This is a genomic window from Seonamhaeicola aphaedonensis (assembly GCF_003386195.1).
Taxonomy (GTDB): Bacteria; Bacteroidota; Bacteroidia; order Flavobacteriales; family Flavobacteriaceae; genus Seonamhaeicola; species Seonamhaeicola aphaedonensis.
The window spans coordinates 91,561-109,440 of sequence record NZ_QRDX01000004.1 but is presented as its reverse complement, the minus strand read 5'-3'; the positions used below and the strand labels follow the sequence as shown (position 1 = coordinate 109,440).

Below are 17,880 nucleotides of genomic sequence, written 5' to 3'. Positions count from 1 at the left end.
AAATTAAAAATCATTTCATCCATATATTATGGCAAGAAAACAAGATAAAAATACAGTTAAGAGATTCAATAAAATCTCAATTGGTTTAGCATCACCAGAATCTATTCTAGCAGAATCTAGAGGTGAGGTTTTAAAACCAGAAACTATCAATTATCGTACACACAAACCAGAACGTGATGGTTTGTTTTGTGAGCGTATTTTTGGTCCAGTAAAAGACTATGAGTGTGCTTGTGGAAAGTATAAAAGAATTCGATATAAAGGTATTGTTTGTGACCGTTGTGGTGTTGAAGTTACCGAGAAAAAAGTACGTAGAGATAGAGTAGGTCACATAAATTTAGTGGTACCTGTCGCACATATTTGGTATTTCCGTTCTTTACCAAACAAGATAGGTTATTTATTAGGGTTACCGTCTAAGAAATTAGACATGATTATTTATTACGAACGTTACGTAGTAATTCAACCTGGTAATGCAAAAAACGAAGATGGGGAACCATTACAAAAAATGGATTTCTTAACAGAAGAAGAATACTTAAATATTCTTGAAACACTTCCACAAGAAAACCAATATTTAGATGATTCAGACCCAGAAAAGTTCATTGCTAAAATGGGAGCTGAATGTTTAATTGAGCTTTTAGCAAGAATTGATTTAGAATCGTTGTCTTATGAATTACGTCATAAGGCAAATACAGAGACCTCTAAACAAAGGAAAACAGAGGCTCTAAAGCGCTTGCAAGTTGTTGAAGCATTACGTGAGTCTAACAATAATCGTGAAAATCGTCCAGAGTGGATGATTATGAAGGTGATCCCTGTTATTCCACCAGAATTACGTCCGTTGGTTCCATTAGATGGTGGCCGTTTTGCTACATCTGATTTAAATGATTTGTACCGAAGAGTAATCATCAGAAACAATCGTTTAAAGCGTTTGGTTGAAATCAAAGCACCGGAGGTAATTTTACGTAATGAAAAACGTATGTTACAAGAATCTGTAGATTCATTATTTGATAACACGCGTAAATCATCTGCAGTAAAAACAGATTCTAACAGACCATTAAAATCATTGTCAGATTCATTAAAAGGTAAGCAAGGGCGTTTTCGTCAAAACTTACTTGGTAAACGTGTAGATTATTCAGCACGATCTGTAATTGTTGTTGGTCCAGAATTAAAATTATATGAGTGTGGATTGCCAAAAAATATGGCTGCAGAACTTTATAAACCTTTTGTAATTAGAAAATTAATTGAAAGAGGTATTGTAAAAACTGTAAAATCTGCAAAGAAAATTATAGATAAAAGAGAGCCAGTGGTTTGGGATATTTTGGAAAATGTTCTTAAAGGACACCCAGTATTACTAAACCGTGCTCCCACTTTACACCGTTTAGGTATTCAAGCGTTTCAGCCTAAGTTAATTGAAGGTAAAGCTATCCAATTACACCCATTAGTGTGTACAGCATTTAATGCGGATTTTGATGGTGACCAGATGGCGGTTCACTTACCATTAGGCCCAGAGGCTATTTTAGAATGTCAATTATTAATGTTGGCATCACACAATATCTTAAACCCTGCCAATGGTTCGCCAGTAACGGTTCCATCTCAGGATATGGTTCTTGGGTTATATTACATGACAAAGGAGCGTAAGTCAACTCCTGAAATGCCAGTAAAAGGAGAAGGATTAACATTCTATTCGCCTGAAGAGGTTGTTATTGCTTTTAACGAGAAGAGAGTTGATTTAAATGCGGGTATTAAAGTAAGAACCATTGATTTAAATGATGAAGGAAAACTTGATAGAATGATTGTTGAAACCACGGTTGGACGTGTGTTATTTAATCAACATGTTCCTCAAGCTGCTGGATACATAAATCAAGTGTTAACTAAAAAGTCTTTAAGAGATATTATTGGAAACATTTTGAAGGTTACCTCAGTTCCTGAGACAGCAGATTTCTTAGATTCTATTAGAACATTAGGATTTAAATTCGCTTTTCAAGGAGGTTTATCGTTTAGTTTAGGTGATATTATTATTCCACCGGAAAAACAAGGAATGATAGATAAGGCTAACGGTTTAGTTGATGGTATTACAGGTAACTATAACATGGGACTTATTACCAATAACGAACGCTATAATCAAGTTATTGATATTTGGACATCTACTAATGCTGAGTTAACAGAACTTTCTATGAAGCGTATTCGTGAAGACCAGCAAGGGTTTAACTCTGTGTTCATGATGCTAGATTCTGGAGCTCGTGGTTCTAAAGAACAAATTCGTCAGCTTACTGGTATGCGCGGGTTAATGGCAAAACCAAAGAAATCTAATGCCGGAGGTGGAGAGATTATTGAAAATCCTATCCTTTCTAACTTTAAAGAAGGACTTTCAATTTTAGAATACTTTATCTCTACGCATGGTGCACGTAAAGGACTTGCCGATACCGCTCTTAAAACAGCAGATGCAGGTTACTTAACACGTCGTTTAGTTGATGTGTCTCAAGATGTAATCATTAACACTGAAGATTGTGGAACCTTAAGAGGTGTTGAAGTAGAAGCATTAAAGAAAAATGATGAAGTTGTAGAAACTTTAGAAGAAAGAATTGTAGGTCGTGTTTCTTTAAATGATGTTCATAATCCATTAACAGATGAATTGTTAGCCTCAGCGGGTCAATTAATTGATGATGATATAGCTAAAGTTATTGGAGATTCTCCAATTGAAAGTATTGAAGTACGCTCAGCATTAACATGTGAGGCTTTACAGGGTATTTGTGCTAAATGTTACGGTCGCAACTTGGCTACTGGTAAAATGGTACAACGTGGTGAGGCAGTTGGTGTAGTTGCCGCGCAATCTATTGGTGAACCTGGAACACAGTTAACCTTACGTACATTCCACGTAGGTGGTATTGCAGGTAACATTTCTGAAGATAACAAACTTGCTGTGAAGTTTAATGGTATTGCTGAAATTGAAGACTTAAAGACTGTTAAAGGTCTTGATAATGAAGGTAATGAAGTTGATATTGTGATTTCTCGTACATCTGAAGTTAAGTTAGTTGATGAGAAAACAGGTATTACTTTAAGTACTAACAATATTCCTTACGGTTCTAATCTTTTAATTAAGAACGGACAAAAATTAAGTAAAGGAGATGTAGTTTGTACTTGGGATCCATACAACGGTGTTATTATTTCAGAATTTGCTGGTAAAATTAAATATGAAAATATTGAGCAAGGTATAACATATCAAGTTGAAATTGATGAGCAAACTGGATTCCAAGAAAAAGTAATTTCAGAATCTAGAAATAAGAAATTAATTCCTACCATTCACATTGAGGATGGTAAGGGAGAAACTATACGCTCATACAATTTACCAGTAGGTGCTCACTTAATGATTGATGATGGTGAGAAAATTAATGTTGGTAAAGTATTGGTTAAAATTCCTAGAAAGTCTGCTAAAGCAGGCGATATTACAGGAGGTTTACCACGTGTTACAGAGCTATTTGAAGCACGTAACCCATCTAACCCAGCAGTTGTTAGTGAAATTGATGGTGTTGTTTCTTTTGGAAAAATCAAACGTGGTAATCGTGAAATTATAGTAGAATCTAAAACAGGTGATATTAAGAAATACCTAGTTAAGTTATCTAATCAGATTCTTGTTCAAGAAAATGATTATGTGAAAGCTGGTATGCCATTATCTGATGGTTCTGTAACTCCTGATGATATTTTAAATATTAAAGGACCATCTGCAGTGCAACAATATTTAGTAAACGAGGTTCAAGAAGTATATCGTTTACAAGGTGTGAAAATTAATGATAAACACTTTGAGGTTGTTGTAAGACAGATGATGCGTAAGGTAAGGATTATTGATTCAGGAGATACTATTTTCTTAGAAGATCAATTAGTTCATAAAGCAGATTTCATCAAGGAAAATGATGATATCTTCGGAATGAAGGTTATTGAAGATGCGGGTGATTCTGTAAATCTTAAAGCGGGTCAAATAGTAACACCACGTGAGTTAAGAGATGAGAACTCTATATTACGTAGAGAGGATAAAAAGCTTGTTGAGGCTAGAGATGCTAAACCAGCAACTGCTACACCAATATTACAAGGTATTACAAGAGCATCACTTCAAACGAAGTCATTTATTTCTGCCGCATCCTTCCAAGAAACTACCAAGGTTCTAAATGAAGCCGCTGTTGCAGGTAAAATTGACGATTTAGAAGGACTCAAAGAAAATGTAATTGTTGGACACAGAATTCCAGCTGGTACAGGTATGAGAAGTTATTCTGATATCATTGTAGGTTCTAAAGAAGAATTTGACGAAATGATGCAAGTAAAGCAAGAGTTGAATTATAATTAAATGAAGACTCTAATCTCACAAGCAGAAGGTGCTGTGATTTAAGTTGGTCGAATTTATCCCGAACATGTTCGGGGTCTTAAAGGGGTAAAACCTCTAAGAGAACAAATAATAATAAAAGCCTTCATGTAATTAACTTGAAGGCTTTTTAATTAAATACTAAAGAAATGGCAGACGAAACGGATAAACCAAAACAAGGTCAGATAAATATCGAGTTAGATGAAAAAGTAGCAGAAGGGACTTATTCTAATTTGGCAATTATTAATCATTCTGTGTCAGAATTTGTAGTAGATTTTGTAAACATTATGCCTGGGGTACCTAAAAACAAGGTGAAATCTAGAATTATCTTAACGCCTCAGCATGCAAAACGTTTATTAAAAGCATTAGCCGATAATGTAGCTAGATTTGAAAATGCTCATGGAGAGATTAAGGATTATGAGCAACCACCAATTCCTTTAAATTTTGGTCCAACTGGACAAGCGTAAAAAAAGCCTTGAACTACTTATTTTAGTTCAAGGCTTTTTTTATGAGGCTTGCATCCTTTTATTTTTAAAATAATTTAACGCACCAGTTGGACATCTTTTAACTTGTTCAATGATTCGTTTGGTTTCAGTGTTGTCTAAGTTTACCCAAGGAATGATTGAGTTACTAAATACATCAGAGAGTTCTTTGGCGCAAATTCCAGATAAAACACATTTACACGGATCGTAGGTAACAGTAATATCTTTATTACTGAATTCGTTGGCTTTAACTTCCATAAGTAGAACATTTTTGGGGTTATATTCTTTATTAAATGTAGAAATTCATAACTCTACAAATTTAATTTTAACGACTAAATGTATAAAAACATCGTTTAAAAACAAAATATTTCAGAAATTATCGATGAAACACAAAAGGTGATTAGTTAAATTCAGATGTAAAAAGGAACTTAATGCTCGGGTATTTTTGCTGTGTCATTTGTAATGAAAACAGTGAATCTGCTAAAAATACTAATTGTCCTTGTTTGTCTTTTGCAAGAAAACGCTGCTTAACTTGGGTGAATTCTTTATATTCATCATTTTTATCATCTTCAGGATCTACCCAACAGGCTTTGGCTACATTTAAGTTTTCATAAGTACATTTGGCCCCATATTCATGTTCCAATCTATACTGGATTACCTCATATTGTAATGCTCCTACTGTACCAATTACTTTTCTGCCATTTAATTCTAATGTAAATAATTGAGCTACACCTTCGTCCATTAATTGATCTATACCCTTAGCTAATTGTTTAGATTTTAAAGGATCAGCATTATTAATATACCTAAAATGCTCTGGTGAAAAGCTTGGGATACCTCTATAATTTAGAACCTCACCTTCGGTGAGAGTGTCTCCAATTTTAAAGCTTCCAGTATCTTGTAAACCTACAATATCACCAGGATAAGATATATCTACAATCTCTTTTTTTTCAGCAAAAAAAGCATTCGGACTGGAGAACTTAAGTTTTTTGTTGTGTCTAACATGAAGGTAGGGAGTATTTCGTTTAAACGCTCCAGAAACAATTTTCACAAAGGCTAATCGGTTTCTGTGGTTGGGATCCATATTAGCGTGGATTTTAAAAACGAACCCTGTAAATTTGTTTTCTTCAGGGTTAACCAATCTTGTATCACTTTGCTTAGCTCTTGGTGTAGGCGCAATTTCTACAAAACAATCTAAAAGTTCTCTTACGCCAAAGTTGTTTAATGCAGAACCAAAAAATACCGGTTGCAAATGACCACTTCTGTAGGCTACCTTATCAAAATTTGGATAGATACCTTCCACTAATTCAATTTCATCTCTTAAGTTACTTGCAGGACTTTCACCTACTAAATCATCCAATTCTGAAGATGATAAATCTGATATTTCAATAGTTTCTTCAATATTTTTTCTGCTGTCTCCACTAAATAGATTAATATTCTTTTCCCAAATATTATAAATGCCCTTAAATTCATAACCCATACCTATTGGGAAACTTAATGGTGTTACTCTCAAACCCAACTTTTGTTCTACTTCATCCAATAAATCAAATGCATCTTTACCCTCTCTATCCAATTTGTTAATAAATACAATCATGGGAATATTTCGCATTCTACAAACTTCAACCAGTTTTTCAGTTTGCTCTTCAACACCTTTGGCTACGTCAATTACAACGATAACGCTATCAACCGCGGTTAAGGTTCTAAAAGTATCCTCAGCAAAATCTTTATGACCTGGTGTGTCAAGAATATTAATTTTAATATTATTATACTCAAATGCCAGCACAGATGTAGCAACCGAAATACCACGTTGCCTTTCAATTTCCATAAAATCACTGGTAGCACCTTTCTTAATCTTGTTACTTTTTACTGCTCCAGCTTCTTGAATAGCACCTCCAAATAATAATAATTTTTCAGTTAAAGTGGTTTTACCAGCATCAGGATGTGAAATAATCCCAAAAGTACGTCTGCGTTTAATTTCTTTAAAAAAACTCATGTTGATATTCTTGAATGGCTGCAAAGATACTTTATAATTTACTTTTCATTATTCGCATTTTTAGTTTTTATCGCAAACATTGTAAATATTAATTATTACTTGGTATTTTTGTTGTACTATGGAAGAAGAAAAAGTAATTCTTGTTAATGAACAGGACGAACAAATTGGGTTAATGCCAAAAATGGAAGCTCATGAAAAGGCTTTATTACATCGTGCATTTTCTGTTTTTATTTTTAATCATAAAAACGAATTGATGTTGCAACAAAGAGCTTTAGATAAATATCACTCACCTGGGCTTTGGACTAATACTTGCTGTAGCCATCAGCGTGATGGAGAAAGTAATATTGAAGCAGGAAAAAGACGCTTGCAAGAGGAAATGGGCTTTGTTACAGAATTAAAAGAATCTATTTCATTTATTTATAAAGCGCCTTTTGACAACGGATTGACTGAACATGAGTATGACCATATACTTCTTGGTAAATATGAAGGAGAACCAATCATTAATGAAAATGAAGTAGCCCATTGGAAGTGGATGCCATTAGAAGATGTAAGGACTGATATAAAACTAAACCCACAAGAATATACAGCATGGTTTAAGGTTATTTTTGAAAAATTCTACGAACATATAAACGTAACTACCAATGAGAGTAACAGTAAGTAGAAAAGCGCACTTTAATGCTGCGCACAGATTATACCGAAAGGATTGGAGCAATGAAAAGAATGAATTGGTTTTTGATAAATGTAATAATCCTAATTTTCATGGACACAACTATGAACTTATAGTGAGTGTAACAGGAGAGATTGATAAAGAAACAGGTTATGTTATTGATATGAAGGTACTCAAGTCTTTAATTAAAGAAGAAGTAGAGGACGCTTTTGATCATAAAAACTTGAATATTGAAGTACCCGAGTTTAAAAACTTAAATCCAACAGCCGAAAACATTTCGGTTGTAATCTATAATAAAATGAGGCCAAAAATAGATGGCAATTTGGATCTGGAAATCACGCTTTATGAAACACCAAGAAATTTTGTAACCTATTCTGGAAAGTAATTCTATAAAATTATTTTCTATATTTAATTTAAACTAAAAAAACGTAAAAATGGCAAGTGTAAAAAATCTTAAAAAAGATATTAATAATGTTCTAGGAGATGTTATTGGAGCAGTATGTGATTGGGAGTTGGATAATACCGATAAAGACACTAAAAAGAGTGAAGCTATTATTGATGAAGCAATTGATGTTTTTGACGATTTAATAGCTAAAGTAAATGCTAAAGATGTAGAAAATGCTAAAGCACATTATAGAGCAATTAATAATGAACTAGAGGAAAAAGCCCAAGCGCTTATTGATAAGGTAAATAGCTTAAAATAGTTTAATGGAATAGTTGCAAATTATAATTTTGCTTTTATATTTGCACCCGTTAAATTGCCGATATAGCTCAGCTGGCTAGAGCAGCTGATTTGTAATCAGCAGGTCGTGGGTTCGAGTCCCTCTATCGGCTCAAAAAAGTTTACAGAATAGTGCCTCCTGAGGTCATAAACAACAAAGCCTTTCATTTCTGAAAGGCTTTGTTGTTTTATAGAAATTATTGAGATGACTTATTGTTTTTGCGCTTTAATTTTGGTTACAAATTCATCTAATTGTTTGCCGTATTTTGAACCTTTTACCTTTGTAGTTAGGGAGTTATTAATTGTATCTAACAAATTAAGTCTAGCATCATAAATCTCTGTTAATGCAAGATATGGTGCAACTTCACTATCATTATGGTTAAGGGCAAAATTAACGGTATATAGATATTTTCGTTTTAATAAGTTATCCATATCTTTTTTAGTTGCGTATAATTTTGTGGTATCACCATCTTTTTGGGCTTCTAAAGACGCTTTAATTAATTCTAAGTTTTCATTATTAAACCGTGATTCCATTTTTAGGTAATCTTCTAAAACTTTTTGTTGTTCACTACCATTAATTTTTGGTTCAAATGCAAAAGTTTTAAGCGACGTGTTGATTTCAGTAACCCCTTTGTCTGCAAAAAAAGTTATTCTGTCATCTTCTTTGCTATTTTTATCAAGGTATAAATAGAAAACTTCAGGAGACTCAACATCACTATATAATTCAAATTGAGAGTTTCCGTTAATGATTACAGAATCTACAGTAACCAAATTAGTGTCAATGACTTTTTTTAGATAAACAGTTCCTTTTTTTAATCCTTTAACGTGTGCTTTTACCACTAAATTACGTTCTTTTTTTCCACATGCAGCAATAAATAAAACTAAAAGTATGAATATAATTTTTTTCATTTAAAATATTGTTTGGGCGCAAATATCATAAAATAAAATTTAAAAATGATGCTGTAATATGAATTCCATTAAATTAGTTTGTTAACAAGTATAAGGAATGGAAACAAGTAATTGAGTTAGTTTTTTGTAGTCAAATAAAAAAGTAACATGTTTTAGTTTGGCACAATGTTTGTTAATTATAATTTAATTACACTTAATGAAAAAGTTTATTGAGTGGTTACTTTAAACTTAATAATTGTAATTCATATTTTTGGTTAGTTAGTTAGTAAAAAAAGCATCTATTATTTAGATGCTTTTTTATTTTATGTAGAAGATAGCATTAAATTAATAGGGACAACCACAATTATTATCATTTTTGAACAAATCAGCTAAACTTGTTCCGTCTGTTCTAAAAAGATCTATAAATAAACTTAATCTGAGCATTTTAGGTTTATAAACTCTCAGATCAGCAAGATTAACTCCATATGCAGAATTATTAATATCTAGAAGTTCTTCTTCAGTTTCATTGGTGCTTATTTCATACCTTAAGTCAATACCAAACCGATTGTATCTAAACATAACGCCAAAGTTTAGACTTATGGACTTATCTTCAAGATCAGGACCACCATCACTGAATGAGGTTACCTGAACTCCATCTAGAATAACTTCATCAAAAAAGTTAAAACTTGGACCCGCATAAATGGATATAGGTTCAAAAACTTCAACACCTAGTAATATAGGAAATTCAATTTTTGAAGTTTCCCAATTAGCTTTTCTTAATGGGAAATCATAGTTGTTTTTTAATGATACATAATTAAGTTCAGGTCTAATAAAAAAGCTTCCAAACTCTGCCATAAAATAAGCTCCAATTTGATAACTAATCTCTTTGTTAGGACCAAAAACCTCATTAGGTTTTCCTACAGCAATTGACCCACCTCTTGAATTAATATCACCAATAGTATTATTATTTAGTCCAGCTTTGACACCGAAAACATAATCTTGAGAAAATAGTGAAGAAGACTGCAGAAAAAGTGCAGCAACTAGTAGGTAAATTAGTTTCATTATTACACGATTTGGTTAAAATTTAGTGTAATATAAAGCTTATGGTATGAAAATTATTCAAATAACGATAAGACGTTAATTTTTACTACGAAATGATTAATTGGTTGATTTTATGAAGGTTATAATTGTATTGATAAAGAGGATTGAGAGTTATCTGAGAGAATCATAATAAGATTTAGAATATATAAATTTTTTCCTTTATTGAAACAAGTACACGGTATAATATCTAATTGAGAGCTGGAAGCTGCTTCATAAAGTTAATGAGCTTCTTTTTAGTTTATTAAACAGAAGTTTACCTAGCTTGATATTTTGATTTTCTGGATATACATTAATAAATGTCAAGAAAGTGATTAAAACCAATTTTGGTTTCAATAGAAGCATAATGATTGCTTAAAAGTAGTACCGTTAATTAAAGAATGATAAGTTTTATTACTTCTTAATATTTAAAATTCAGAAAAATATCCATGTATCATTTTAATCTAATTTATTTGCATTTCATCTTAAAATGTTAAAATTATATGCATTACATCGATTAATAGTGTTTTTTATCGTTTTAAATGAAATATAATTTTACTTTTGAAGTGTACTAAATAATATACTTTTTAGTTCAATGGATTAATTAATTAATATTTGCATTATGTTGTTGATATGGATACCCCAAATCTAATACATAATAAAAAAGCAAATTAAGAAAAGACCGAGTTTGAGGGAACTCGGTTTTTTTGTGCCCTATATTTTGATTCATTATTTTATATAAATTAGTAGTAATGAAAAAAACTGTTATACTTTTCTTATTTCTACATGGTTTATATTCTTTTGGACAATTACCTGAAGGGTTTGTTTATGTAAACAATATTATACCAAATTTAGATGTTGAACTTCGCTATTATTCTCAAAATAATTTTGTTGGAAAACCCATTGAGGGCTATAATGCTAACAGACTTATTCTTACCAAACAAACTGCCGAAGCTCTAAAATTAGTCAATGAGTATTTAAAAAGTAAAGGTTTATATTTAAAAATTTATGATGGTTACAGACCCCAGAGCGCTGTGAATCATTTTATTCGTTGGTCAAATAACTTAAATGATACTATAAATAAACTAGTATTTTATCCAGATTTTAAAAAGAAAAATCTTTTTAAGGAGGAATATATAGCAGCTAGGTCAGGACATAGTAAAGGCAGTACTGTTGATTTGACTATTGTTATTGCAGATACCCAAAAACCCTTAGACATGGGAAGTATTTATGATTTTTTTGGAGTTCAATCTTGGATAAATTACAATGGTATTACTGATGAGCAAAAAGCAAATAGGCAACTTTTGCAAGAAGTTATGGTTAAATTTGGTTTTAAAAACTACCCAAGAGAGTGGTGGCATTTTACATTAAAAGACGAACCTTTCCCAAATACCTATTTTAATTTTCCAATAGAATAATCAGTTTATAAAACGAATCAAACTCTGGTAAGTTTTCTGATGATTTTAGAATGTTGAGGAAACATTGAAATTAATGTTTCTCTCTTTGGGAGTTCAAAATCCCTGAAATCAAACCCAGGCGATACTGTACAACCTACTAGAGCATAATCACCATTATCTGCAACTTCTGAAGCAAACCAATCTCTGGCGTTAACTGTAAATTGAGGTACTTCTCCTTTTTCTATGTTGTTGCCAATGACAACATTGGAGTAGGTTCCCATTTCTGAAATTATATGTAATTTTAAAGGAGTGCCTTTGTAAAAATGCCACATTTCATCTTGGTTAATTCTATGAAATGCTGAAAAGGAATCTGAAGTGAGTAAAAAGTAAATCCCAGTACAATAGTTTCTTCTTCCATTGATGTGATTATTTAAATCTTTTTCTCCTATAGATCCTTCGCTTCTATAAGTTTCTTTGAAGAAGCCACCTTCAGGATGCGGTTGCATTTTCAAAATGTTTGCAATTTTTTCGGCTTCGCTCATCATAAAAATATTTTAAGTTTTTCACGTTTTCTTAGAGGTAGTGAATTATTGTTAATGATGGCTTTAATGAGCTTTTTATCTTTATTTTTTGTAAAAAGTAAATTAAAAAATTGTGTAGTTGTGATACTATTTTTAGCTTGTTTGTTTAATTGAAATGTATCACCCTTACTCACATAGCCTTCTTCTAAAATACGAATATAAGAGCCAGAATAACCATAATCAATAAACTGTTTTATTGCTTTTTGTGAGCCAAATTTATATCCAAATTTAAAACAGGGTTCGCGAGGTTGCGTAACTTGAATCAATGCCTCTCCAACCTTATATATATCACCTATATATAAATTATCTTCATTTAAACCTGAAATGGTTAAGTTTTCACCAAACATGCCCCAATTCCAATTTAGGTTAGGATATAATTTTTTCCAATAATCATAATGATTTTCAGAGAACAAATAGCATGCCTTAAATGCTACTCCATTATTTTTTCTATCTACAACACAGTCGTTCTTAACGTCAAATGTACCTAAGAAAATAGGTTTGTTTGTTGGTAATTTGTTAATGCCTGTACTAATACTTTTACCATTCCAAATAAAGGTAGTTGGTATTGATATATTAGTGGAGATTACTAGTATGTCTTAAAAATACATAAAAGCTATTAATATAAATAAAACTTATTTTTAATAATAGTTTATGATTAATCTGCTTAAAGTATTCCTCTTTTATATGTGTGAAAAAAAAGCTTAAATATTTTGGATAAGTAATTATAATTATACGGATGAGTGAGTTAACCTATTAAGTCGTCTTGTCTTCCTTTTAAACGCTTTTCAATTTTTTGTTTTATGGTTGTAAGACGTTTCATTAACTCCATGAGTTCAGGGTCTTTAGTTTCTTTATAGATGTTATTTATCTCTAGAATAAGTGCTTTTACCTCACGAGACGATTCTATACGCTCACTTGTAGTTTTAAAGGTATGTTTGCGTTGTTCAAACTCTAAAGCTCTTTCAATAAGTTTCATATATTCATTATAATTTATAACCGATTAAGACATCGAATTTTGACAATATAATAAAATCTACGAAACTTATGTTTTCTGGGCTAAATTATTATGCAAAATTTATGATTTGAATATATGAAGAATTTTCAAGTTAATATCTGTGCTCATTTAATTCAGAGCTTTCTTATAGAATTCCAAACAACGTTCTCTTGCAAATTTGTGTTCTACTATAGGTTTTGGATAGGTGAGCTCTTGGAATTCTGGAACCCATTTATTTATATACTCTAAATTCTTATCAAATTTTTTAACCTGCGTTATAGGATTAAATATTCTAAAATAAGGAGCAGCATCCACACCACATCCAGCTACCCATTGCCAGTTACCTACATTGCTTGAGAGTTCATAGTCATGTAACTTTTCTGCAAAATAGGCTTCACCCCATCTCCAATCTATCAGCAAATGTTTACAAAGAAAACTTCCTACCAACATTCTCACGCGGTTGTGCATAAAGCCAGTTTTGTTAAGCTGTCGCATGCCAGCATCAACTAGAGGATATCCTGTTTGACCAAAGCACCATGCTTTAAAATCTGTTTCGTTATTTCTCCATTCTAGTCTCTCATATTTTGTTTTAAAACAATAGTCTACAGTATATGGGAAGTGCCAAAGAATTTGCATGAAAAATTCTCTCCATATTAGCTCATTTAAGAAGGTAGGGTTTTCTTGGGAAAGAGATTTTTTAACAATTTCACGAATACTTACAGTCCCAAACCGCAAATGAGGGCCTAATCTAGAAGTAGCATCTTCGGCAGGAAAATTTCTTTTGGCTTCATAAGTTTCAATTAGCTCTGAATCAATATTATAAGCTTTTATGTATTGACCTGATTTTTTAAAGCCAATATCCACAAGTTCAAGATCTTTAGTTTGTTTTGAGGAATATAAATTATTGAAATTTTCTTCAGTTTTGTACTTATCCAAATGTTCTATAGTAAACTTTTGTTTCCAAGCTTTCATATAGGGGGTATATACCATATATGGTTCTCCATTGTTTTTTACTATCTCAGACCTTTCAAAAATAACATGATCTTTATATGTTCTAAAGGCTATTTTTTCTTTTTTAAGAAAGTGTTCTATGCTTCTATCTCTTTCTTTTCCATAAGGTTCATGGTCATGATTTGTATAAACTGTATGTATGTTGTAAGTTTTTATGAGGATTTTGAAGACTTCTAATGGTGTACCGTAAAAAAGAGCAATATCTGATTTGTTATTTTTTTGTAAACTCTCACGCATGGTTTGCAGAGTATTATAGATAAATGTTACTCTAGCATCATCTTTTGGTAACTTGTCTAAAATATTCGAATCAAATATGAATATTGGTAATACTTTGTAGTTACTTTTTAGGGCTTTTGAAAACCCATTGTTGTCATAAAGTCTTAAGTCTCTTCTAAACCAGAATATATTAATAGGCTGTTTCATGTGTAATTAATAGAAACCAAATAGCGCTTCTAACTTTTGCTTTCTGTAGTTAAATATTTCTTCTAATTTTGGCTTTACCAGAATAGGATGCATTAAAGAACCTAAAAAGCCAAAAGGAAGTTTATAATCAATAATATCTTCCATTTCAACACCGCCTTTAATTTCTTTTATAAAATGCTTGTGATGCCATAAAGCATAAGGACCGAAGCGCTGCTCATCTACAAAATAATATTTATCAACTACATGCGTAATTTCTGTGACCCACTTAGTTTTAATTCCTAAAACAGGTGTTACAATATACTGAATAATCTGTCCCGCATACATAGGTCTATCAGCTCCAGATAAAATGTTGAAACCCATATAATTTGGTGTAATAGTTTTTAAATTTTTTGGATCCGATAAGAAGTCCCATGCTTCATCAACACTAATTGGAATTTTTTGTTTTCTGTGTAATGTGTAAATTTTCATTTTTAATTATTGAAATATATATAACCATTTAACGAGGATGCAATGATTAGCCATAACAAATAGGGGATGATTAATAAACTTATACTCTTTAGCGGTTTAGCATATAGGTAAAGGAACAAGGCTAATAATAAAGTCAATAACAGAATTATAATAAAACCTAAAGCAATTAGCCTTCTGTTGAAAAAAACATAATTCCAACTAACATTAAGAATAAACTGAATACTGAAAAGTATAATGATTTGATAATCAGGTATGAGCTTGTAAAGGTAAGCCATATAAACTGAAAAGCAGACCATTATGCTAAACCAAGCCATACCAAAAACCCAACCCGGAGGTGTCCATGGGGCTTTATTTAAGGATAAATACCATTGAGTTTGTGGTCCGTTTACCATTAACCAATTACCCAAGGCCAGAGCTCCAAAATTAATAACTAGAAATATAACAAATAAACTAAGCAGCTTCATGTTTCATATTATACAAAATTTGAGCAATCTTTTGAGCTTCAGCATATTTTTTATCGCTGGCAGCTCTATTAATTGATGACAATTTGTGCCATTCTTGCATTAATTTTTTAAACTTTTCTTCTAATTTTTCTCTTTTTGATTTCCTTTTAAATAGTTTAAACATAGCTTTTTATTTAAGATACTTGGTGATTTTTGAACTCATAGGATTAGTAATTGAAAAAAAATAGTCAATTAATTGTCCTTTGGGGTCTAATAGATATTTTTGAAAGTTCCATTTAACATTTGAACTTTTAACACCATTATTTATTTTTTCAGTAAGCCAGCTGTAAAGTTCGTGCTTGTCCTTTCCTTTTACCTTTATTTTCTCTGTAATGGTAAAGGTAACTCCGTAGTTAATCTGGCAGAAAGTTTCAATGTCATTGGCACTTCCAGGTTCTTGATTACCAAACTGATTACAAGGTACACCAATGATTTCTAATTTATCTTTATATGTATCGTACAATTGCTGTAAATCTTTATACTGCGGTGTAAAACCACATTTTGATGCTACATTTACAAACAGTAAATACTTCCCTTGGAAATCTTTGAAATTTATAGGATTACCATTCAGGTCATTAATGGAAATATCGTAGATACTTTCTTTATTAAGTCTTTTCAGAGGTGTGTGCAATCTAGAAACAAAGGCTTTTAGTGTATTCATAATTTATATTTTTAGATTTACAATGCCACAATCCATTTCAAATATTTGACCAGAAATAGAAGCCGCTTTATTAGAAAGTAAGAACGTGGCCATTTGTGCAACTTCCTTTGGGTCTAAGAATTTTTTTAACGGATGACGTTCTGTAATATTCTCAATCATTTTTTCATTTCTTAATAACTTCGATGCCAGATTTGTATTGGTCACTGTAGGAGCTATGGCATTTATTCTTACTGTTGGTGCCAATTCGGCTCCTAGAGATTTTACTAAACCTTCAACACCTGCTTTTGATACCGCTACACTGGCATGAAATGGCATTCCCAATTTAGTTGCAACCGTACTAAAAAAAAGCATAGCAGGATTTTTACCCTGTTTAAGAAGAGGTAAATATTTTTGAATAGCCTTTACAGCTCCTAAGACATTTATATCAAAATCACTTTGAAAATCTTCAATACTCAATCTCGAAATGGGTTTCAAATTTATACTACCCGGACAATAAACTAACTTATCGGCACGTTCAAGGTCTGGTAAATCATCCTGCGTCACATCACAATCATAATGGGTTAAGTTATTATGTGAAAGCTCTGGAGCCGATCTGCTTATATTAATAATCTTGTTGTTGGTTATTAATTCTTCTAGAATAGTATTACCAATACCTTTACTACCACCAACTATAACTATTGTTTCCATTTTTAAATTCCAGCTATCAGATGTTTACCCATTAATCGTTTCTCAACTTTTCTTTTTATTGCTGTTAAACGTTTCATGATGTCCATGATTTTTTCGTCTTTTTTAACCTTGTAAATCTGATTAAGATCTAAAATTAGAGTTTTAGCTTCTCTAGAAATTTTAACTCTGTCACTTGTTGATAAACCACGCATTTTTCTTTGTTCAAACTCTAACGCTCTGTTAATTAATTCTAATTCCATAATGTTAACCGTTTAAATAATTTTGTAATTCTTTAATCTTATCTGAAGTATTAAATTTTCCGCCATAATACGCGGTAACCGTCGCAGAGGTATTATCTTTAATTCCTCTTGATGATACACAAAGATGTTTGGCGTCTATTATAACAGCTACATCTTCTGTGTCTAAAATAGATTTTAATTCGTTGGCAATTTGATTGGTTAGCCGTTCTTGAACTTGTGGACGTTTAGCATAATACTGAACGATTCTGTTTAGTTTAGAAAGCCCAATAACCTTACCAGACGAGATGTAGGCTACATGTGCTTTTCCTATGATTGGTACAAAATGATGCTCGCAATTTGAATAGAACGTTATATTCTTTTCAACCAACATCTGATTGTATTGGTATTTATTATCAAACAAGGCCACCTTCGGTTTATTATCGGGATTTAAACCTGAAAAAATTTCATCTATATACATTTTAGCAACACGTTTTGGGGTGCCTTTTAATGAATCATCGGTTAAATCTAAACCCATAACCTCCATGATTTCTTCAAATAAAATGGCAATGCGCTCCTTTTTTTCAGTGTCACTAAGTTTAAAGGCATCTTTTCTCATAGGTGTTTCAAGTCCTGTGAATAGATGATCATCACCAATGTCATCAATTGTAAAACCGTTTAACTTGTGACCGTTTGTCTTTGTCTTTAATTTTTCTAATTGCATATTATCTTTTTTATGTGCTGTCTTGATTTAAAACCAATCAAAGCAC

21 protein-coding genes and 1 tRNA gene are annotated in these 17,880 nt (G+C 31.8%); 7 read left to right on the top strand and 15 right to left on the bottom strand.

From position 1 onward, the window contains the following. Positions 1 to 28: 28 nt before the first annotated feature. On the top strand, positions 29 to 4,330 hold the full coding sequence (rpoC, locus tag DFQ02_RS08065) for a DNA-directed RNA polymerase subunit beta' (protein WP_116523921.1): 4,302 nt from the start codon (positions 29 to 31) through the stop codon (positions 4,328 to 4,330). Positions 4,331 to 4,494: 164 nt separating this feature from the next. Further along, positions 4,495 to 4,812: a DUF3467 domain-containing protein gene (locus DFQ02_RS08060; protein WP_116523920.1), complete on the top strand. Its 318-nt coding sequence runs from the start codon at positions 4,495 to 4,497 to the stop codon at positions 4,810 to 4,812. 39 nt (positions 4,813 to 4,851) lie between these two features. Here the strand turns inward: DFQ02_RS08060 and DFQ02_RS08055 are convergent, their stop codons facing one another. Both DFQ02_RS08055 and DFQ02_RS08050 read right to left on the bottom strand, forming a co-directional pair. Continuing rightward, complete coding sequence (locus DFQ02_RS08055) at positions 4,852 to 5,085, bottom strand: (4Fe-4S)-binding protein (protein ID WP_116523919.1); 234 nt, start codon at positions 5,083 to 5,085, stop codon at positions 4,852 to 4,854. Positions 5,086 to 5,227: 142 nt separating this feature from the next. Next, a complete protein-coding gene (locus DFQ02_RS08050; RefSeq protein WP_116523918.1) occupies positions 5,228 to 6,817 on the bottom strand; it encodes a peptide chain release factor 3 in 1,590 nt (529 codons plus the stop codon). 118 nt (positions 6,818 to 6,935) lie between these two features. Between DFQ02_RS08050 and idi the strand changes: the two genes are divergently transcribed. The 4 genes from idi to DFQ02_RS08030 all read left to right on the top strand — a co-directional run bounded on the left by idi (position 6,936) and on the right by DFQ02_RS08030 (position 8,318). Next, entirely contained in the window at positions 6,936 to 7,478 is a 543-nt protein-coding gene (idi, locus tag DFQ02_RS08045) for an isopentenyl-diphosphate Delta-isomerase (RefSeq protein WP_116523917.1), read from the top strand. Next, complete coding sequence (locus DFQ02_RS08040; RefSeq protein WP_116523916.1) at positions 7,459 to 7,869, top strand: 6-pyruvoyl trahydropterin synthase family protein; 411 nt, start codon at positions 7,459 to 7,461, stop codon at positions 7,867 to 7,869. Before idi ends, DFQ02_RS08040 begins: the two co-directional genes overlap by 20 nt. A gap of 49 nt (positions 7,870 to 7,918) precedes the next feature. Next, on the top strand, positions 7,919 to 8,188 hold the full coding sequence (locus DFQ02_RS08035) for a hypothetical protein (RefSeq protein WP_116523915.1): 270 nt from the start codon (positions 7,919 to 7,921) through the stop codon (positions 8,186 to 8,188). A 56-nt stretch (positions 8,189 to 8,244) separates the two neighbouring features. Continuing rightward, positions 8,245 to 8,318 (top strand) — tRNA-Thr (locus tag DFQ02_RS08030). Positions 8,319 to 8,415: 97 nt separating this feature from the next. Here the strand turns inward: DFQ02_RS08030 and DFQ02_RS08025 are convergent. Together DFQ02_RS08025 and DFQ02_RS08020 are read right to left on the bottom strand one after the other, a co-directional pair. Further along, on the bottom strand, positions 8,416 to 9,114 hold the full coding sequence (locus tag DFQ02_RS08025; protein ID WP_116523914.1) for a DUF4369 domain-containing protein: 699 nt from the start codon (positions 9,112 to 9,114) through the stop codon (positions 8,416 to 8,418). 324 nt (positions 9,115 to 9,438) lie between these two features. Next, positions 9,439 to 10,155, bottom strand: coding sequence for a porin family protein (locus tag DFQ02_RS08020; protein ID WP_116523913.1), 717 nt, complete (start codon positions 10,153 to 10,155; stop codon positions 9,439 to 9,441). Between the two features lie 767 nt (positions 10,156 to 10,922). Between DFQ02_RS08020 and DFQ02_RS08015 the strand changes: the two genes are divergently transcribed. Next, complete coding sequence (locus tag DFQ02_RS08015) at positions 10,923 to 11,588, top strand: M15 family metallopeptidase (protein ID WP_116523912.1); 666 nt, start codon at positions 10,923 to 10,925, stop codon at positions 11,586 to 11,588. A 17-nt stretch (positions 11,589 to 11,605) separates the two neighbouring features. On the opposite strand, the gene DFQ02_RS08010 is transcribed toward DFQ02_RS08015, so the two are convergent. The 11 genes from DFQ02_RS08010 to folE all read right to left on the bottom strand — a co-directional run bounded on the left by DFQ02_RS08010 (position 11,606) and on the right by folE (position 17,834). Then, positions 11,606 to 12,112: a cupin domain-containing protein gene (locus tag DFQ02_RS08010; protein ID WP_245940230.1), complete on the bottom strand. Its 507-nt coding sequence runs from the start codon at positions 12,110 to 12,112 to the stop codon at positions 11,606 to 11,608. After that, on the bottom strand, positions 12,109 to 12,642 hold the full coding sequence (locus tag DFQ02_RS08005; RefSeq protein ID WP_262510826.1) for an MOSC domain-containing protein: 534 nt from the start codon (positions 12,640 to 12,642) through the stop codon (positions 12,109 to 12,111). The genes DFQ02_RS08010 and DFQ02_RS08005 overlap by 4 nt, the downstream gene beginning before the upstream one ends. 251 nt (positions 12,643 to 12,893) lie before the next feature. Then, entirely contained in the window at positions 12,894 to 13,124 is a 231-nt protein-coding gene (locus DFQ02_RS08000; RefSeq protein WP_116523909.1) for a hypothetical protein, read from the bottom strand. A gap of 147 nt (positions 13,125 to 13,271) precedes the next feature. Then, the gene (locus DFQ02_RS07995) at positions 13,272 to 14,576 is read right to left on the bottom strand and encodes a cryptochrome/photolyase family protein (protein ID WP_116523908.1); all 1,305 of its coding nucleotides are present in this window, start codon (positions 14,574 to 14,576) and stop codon (positions 13,272 to 13,274) included. 6 nt (positions 14,577 to 14,582) lie between these two features. Next, positions 14,583 to 15,044 (bottom strand): SRPBCC family protein, encoded by a 462-nt coding sequence (locus DFQ02_RS07990; RefSeq protein ID WP_116523907.1) that lies wholly within the window; start codon positions 15,042 to 15,044, stop codon positions 14,583 to 14,585. 2 nt (positions 15,045 to 15,046) lie between these two features. After that, positions 15,047 to 15,508, bottom strand: coding sequence for a TspO/MBR family protein (locus DFQ02_RS07985; RefSeq protein ID WP_116523906.1), 462 nt, complete (start codon positions 15,506 to 15,508; stop codon positions 15,047 to 15,049). After that, positions 15,495 to 15,671, bottom strand: a complete 177-nt coding sequence (locus DFQ02_RS07980; RefSeq protein ID WP_116523905.1) for a Lacal_2735 family protein — start codon at positions 15,669 to 15,671, stop codon at positions 15,495 to 15,497. The genes DFQ02_RS07985 and DFQ02_RS07980 overlap by 14 nt, the downstream gene beginning before the upstream one ends. A 6-nt stretch (positions 15,672 to 15,677) precedes the next feature. Beyond that, positions 15,678 to 16,208 carry a glutathione peroxidase gene (locus DFQ02_RS07975; protein ID WP_116523904.1) on the bottom strand — a complete coding sequence of 177 codons (531 nt, stop codon included), beginning with the start codon at positions 16,206 to 16,208 and terminating at the stop codon, positions 15,678 to 15,680. A 3-nt stretch (positions 16,209 to 16,211) separates the two neighbouring features. Then, on the bottom strand, positions 16,212 to 16,895 hold the full coding sequence (locus tag DFQ02_RS07970) for an SDR family NAD(P)-dependent oxidoreductase (protein WP_116523903.1): 684 nt from the start codon (positions 16,893 to 16,895) through the stop codon (positions 16,212 to 16,214). A 2-nt stretch (positions 16,896 to 16,897) separates the two neighbouring features. Continuing rightward, complete coding sequence (locus DFQ02_RS07965; protein WP_116523902.1) at positions 16,898 to 17,134, bottom strand: hypothetical protein; 237 nt, start codon at positions 17,132 to 17,134, stop codon at positions 16,898 to 16,900. A gap of 4 nt (positions 17,135 to 17,138) precedes the next feature. After that, on the bottom strand, positions 17,139 to 17,834 hold the full coding sequence (gene folE / locus DFQ02_RS07960; protein ID WP_116523901.1) for a GTP cyclohydrolase I FolE: 696 nt from the start codon (positions 17,832 to 17,834) through the stop codon (positions 17,139 to 17,141). Positions 17,835 to 17,880: the final 46 nt, after the last annotated feature.

Bases quoted from the DNA above. Each gene is read 5' to 3' on its own strand.
- DFQ02_RS08020 (WP_116523913.1), bottom strand. From the start codon at position 10,155: ATGAAACTAATTTACCTACTAGTTGCTGCACTTTTTCTGCAGTCTTCT.
- DFQ02_RS08035 (WP_116523915.1), top strand. From the start codon at position 7,919: ATGGCAAGTGTAAAAAATCTTAAAAAAGATATTAATAATGTTCTAGGA.
- DFQ02_RS08050 (WP_116523918.1), bottom strand. From the start codon at position 6,817: ATGAGTTTTTTTAAAGAAATTAAACGCAGACGTACTTTTGGGATTATT.
- DFQ02_RS08025 (WP_116523914.1), bottom strand. From the start codon at position 9,114: ATGAAAAAAATTATATTCATACTTTTAGTTTTATTTATTGCTGCATGT.
- DFQ02_RS08055 (WP_116523919.1), bottom strand. From the start codon at position 5,085: ATGGAAGTTAAAGCCAACGAATTCAGTAATAAAGATATTACTGTTACC.
- DFQ02_RS07970 (WP_116523903.1), bottom strand. From the start codon at position 16,895: ATGGAAACAATAGTTATAGTTGGTGGTAGTAAAGGTATTGGTAATACT.
- DFQ02_RS08015 (WP_116523912.1), top strand. From the start codon at position 10,923: ATGAAAAAAACTGTTATACTTTTCTTATTTCTACATGGTTTATATTCT.
- DFQ02_RS07990 (WP_116523907.1), bottom strand. From the start codon at position 15,044: ATGAAAATTTACACATTACACAGAAAACAAAAAATTCCAATTAGTGTT.
- DFQ02_RS07985 (WP_116523906.1), bottom strand. From the start codon at position 15,508: ATGAAGCTGCTTAGTTTATTTGTTATATTTCTAGTTATTAATTTTGGA.
- DFQ02_RS07980 (WP_116523905.1), bottom strand. From the start codon at position 15,671: ATGTTTAAACTATTTAAAAGGAAATCAAAAAGAGAAAAATTAGAAGAA.
- rpoC (WP_116523921.1), top strand. From the start codon at position 29: ATGGCAAGAAAACAAGATAAAAATACAGTTAAGAGATTCAATAAAATC.
- DFQ02_RS08000 (WP_116523909.1), bottom strand. From the start codon at position 13,124: ATGAAACTTATTGAAAGAGCTTTAGAGTTTGAACAACGCAAACATACC.
- idi (WP_116523917.1), top strand. From the start codon at position 6,936: ATGGAAGAAGAAAAAGTAATTCTTGTTAATGAACAGGACGAACAAATT.
- DFQ02_RS08040 (WP_116523916.1), top strand. From the start codon at position 7,459: ATGAGAGTAACAGTAAGTAGAAAAGCGCACTTTAATGCTGCGCACAGA.
- DFQ02_RS08060 (WP_116523920.1), top strand. From the start codon at position 4,495: ATGGCAGACGAAACGGATAAACCAAAACAAGGTCAGATAAATATCGAG.
- DFQ02_RS07975 (WP_116523904.1), bottom strand. From the start codon at position 16,208: ATGAATACACTAAAAGCCTTTGTTTCTAGATTGCACACACCTCTGAAA.
- folE (WP_116523901.1), bottom strand. From the start codon at position 17,834: ATGCAATTAGAAAAATTAAAGACAAAGACAAACGGTCACAAGTTAAAC.
- DFQ02_RS08010 (WP_245940230.1), bottom strand. From the start codon at position 12,112: ATGATGAGCGAAGCCGAAAAAATTGCAAACATTTTGAAAATGCAACCG.
- DFQ02_RS07965 (WP_116523902.1), bottom strand. From the start codon at position 17,134: ATGGAATTAGAATTAATTAACAGAGCGTTAGAGTTTGAACAAAGAAAA.
- DFQ02_RS07995 (WP_116523908.1), bottom strand. From the start codon at position 14,576: ATGAAACAGCCTATTAATATATTCTGGTTTAGAAGAGACTTAAGACTT.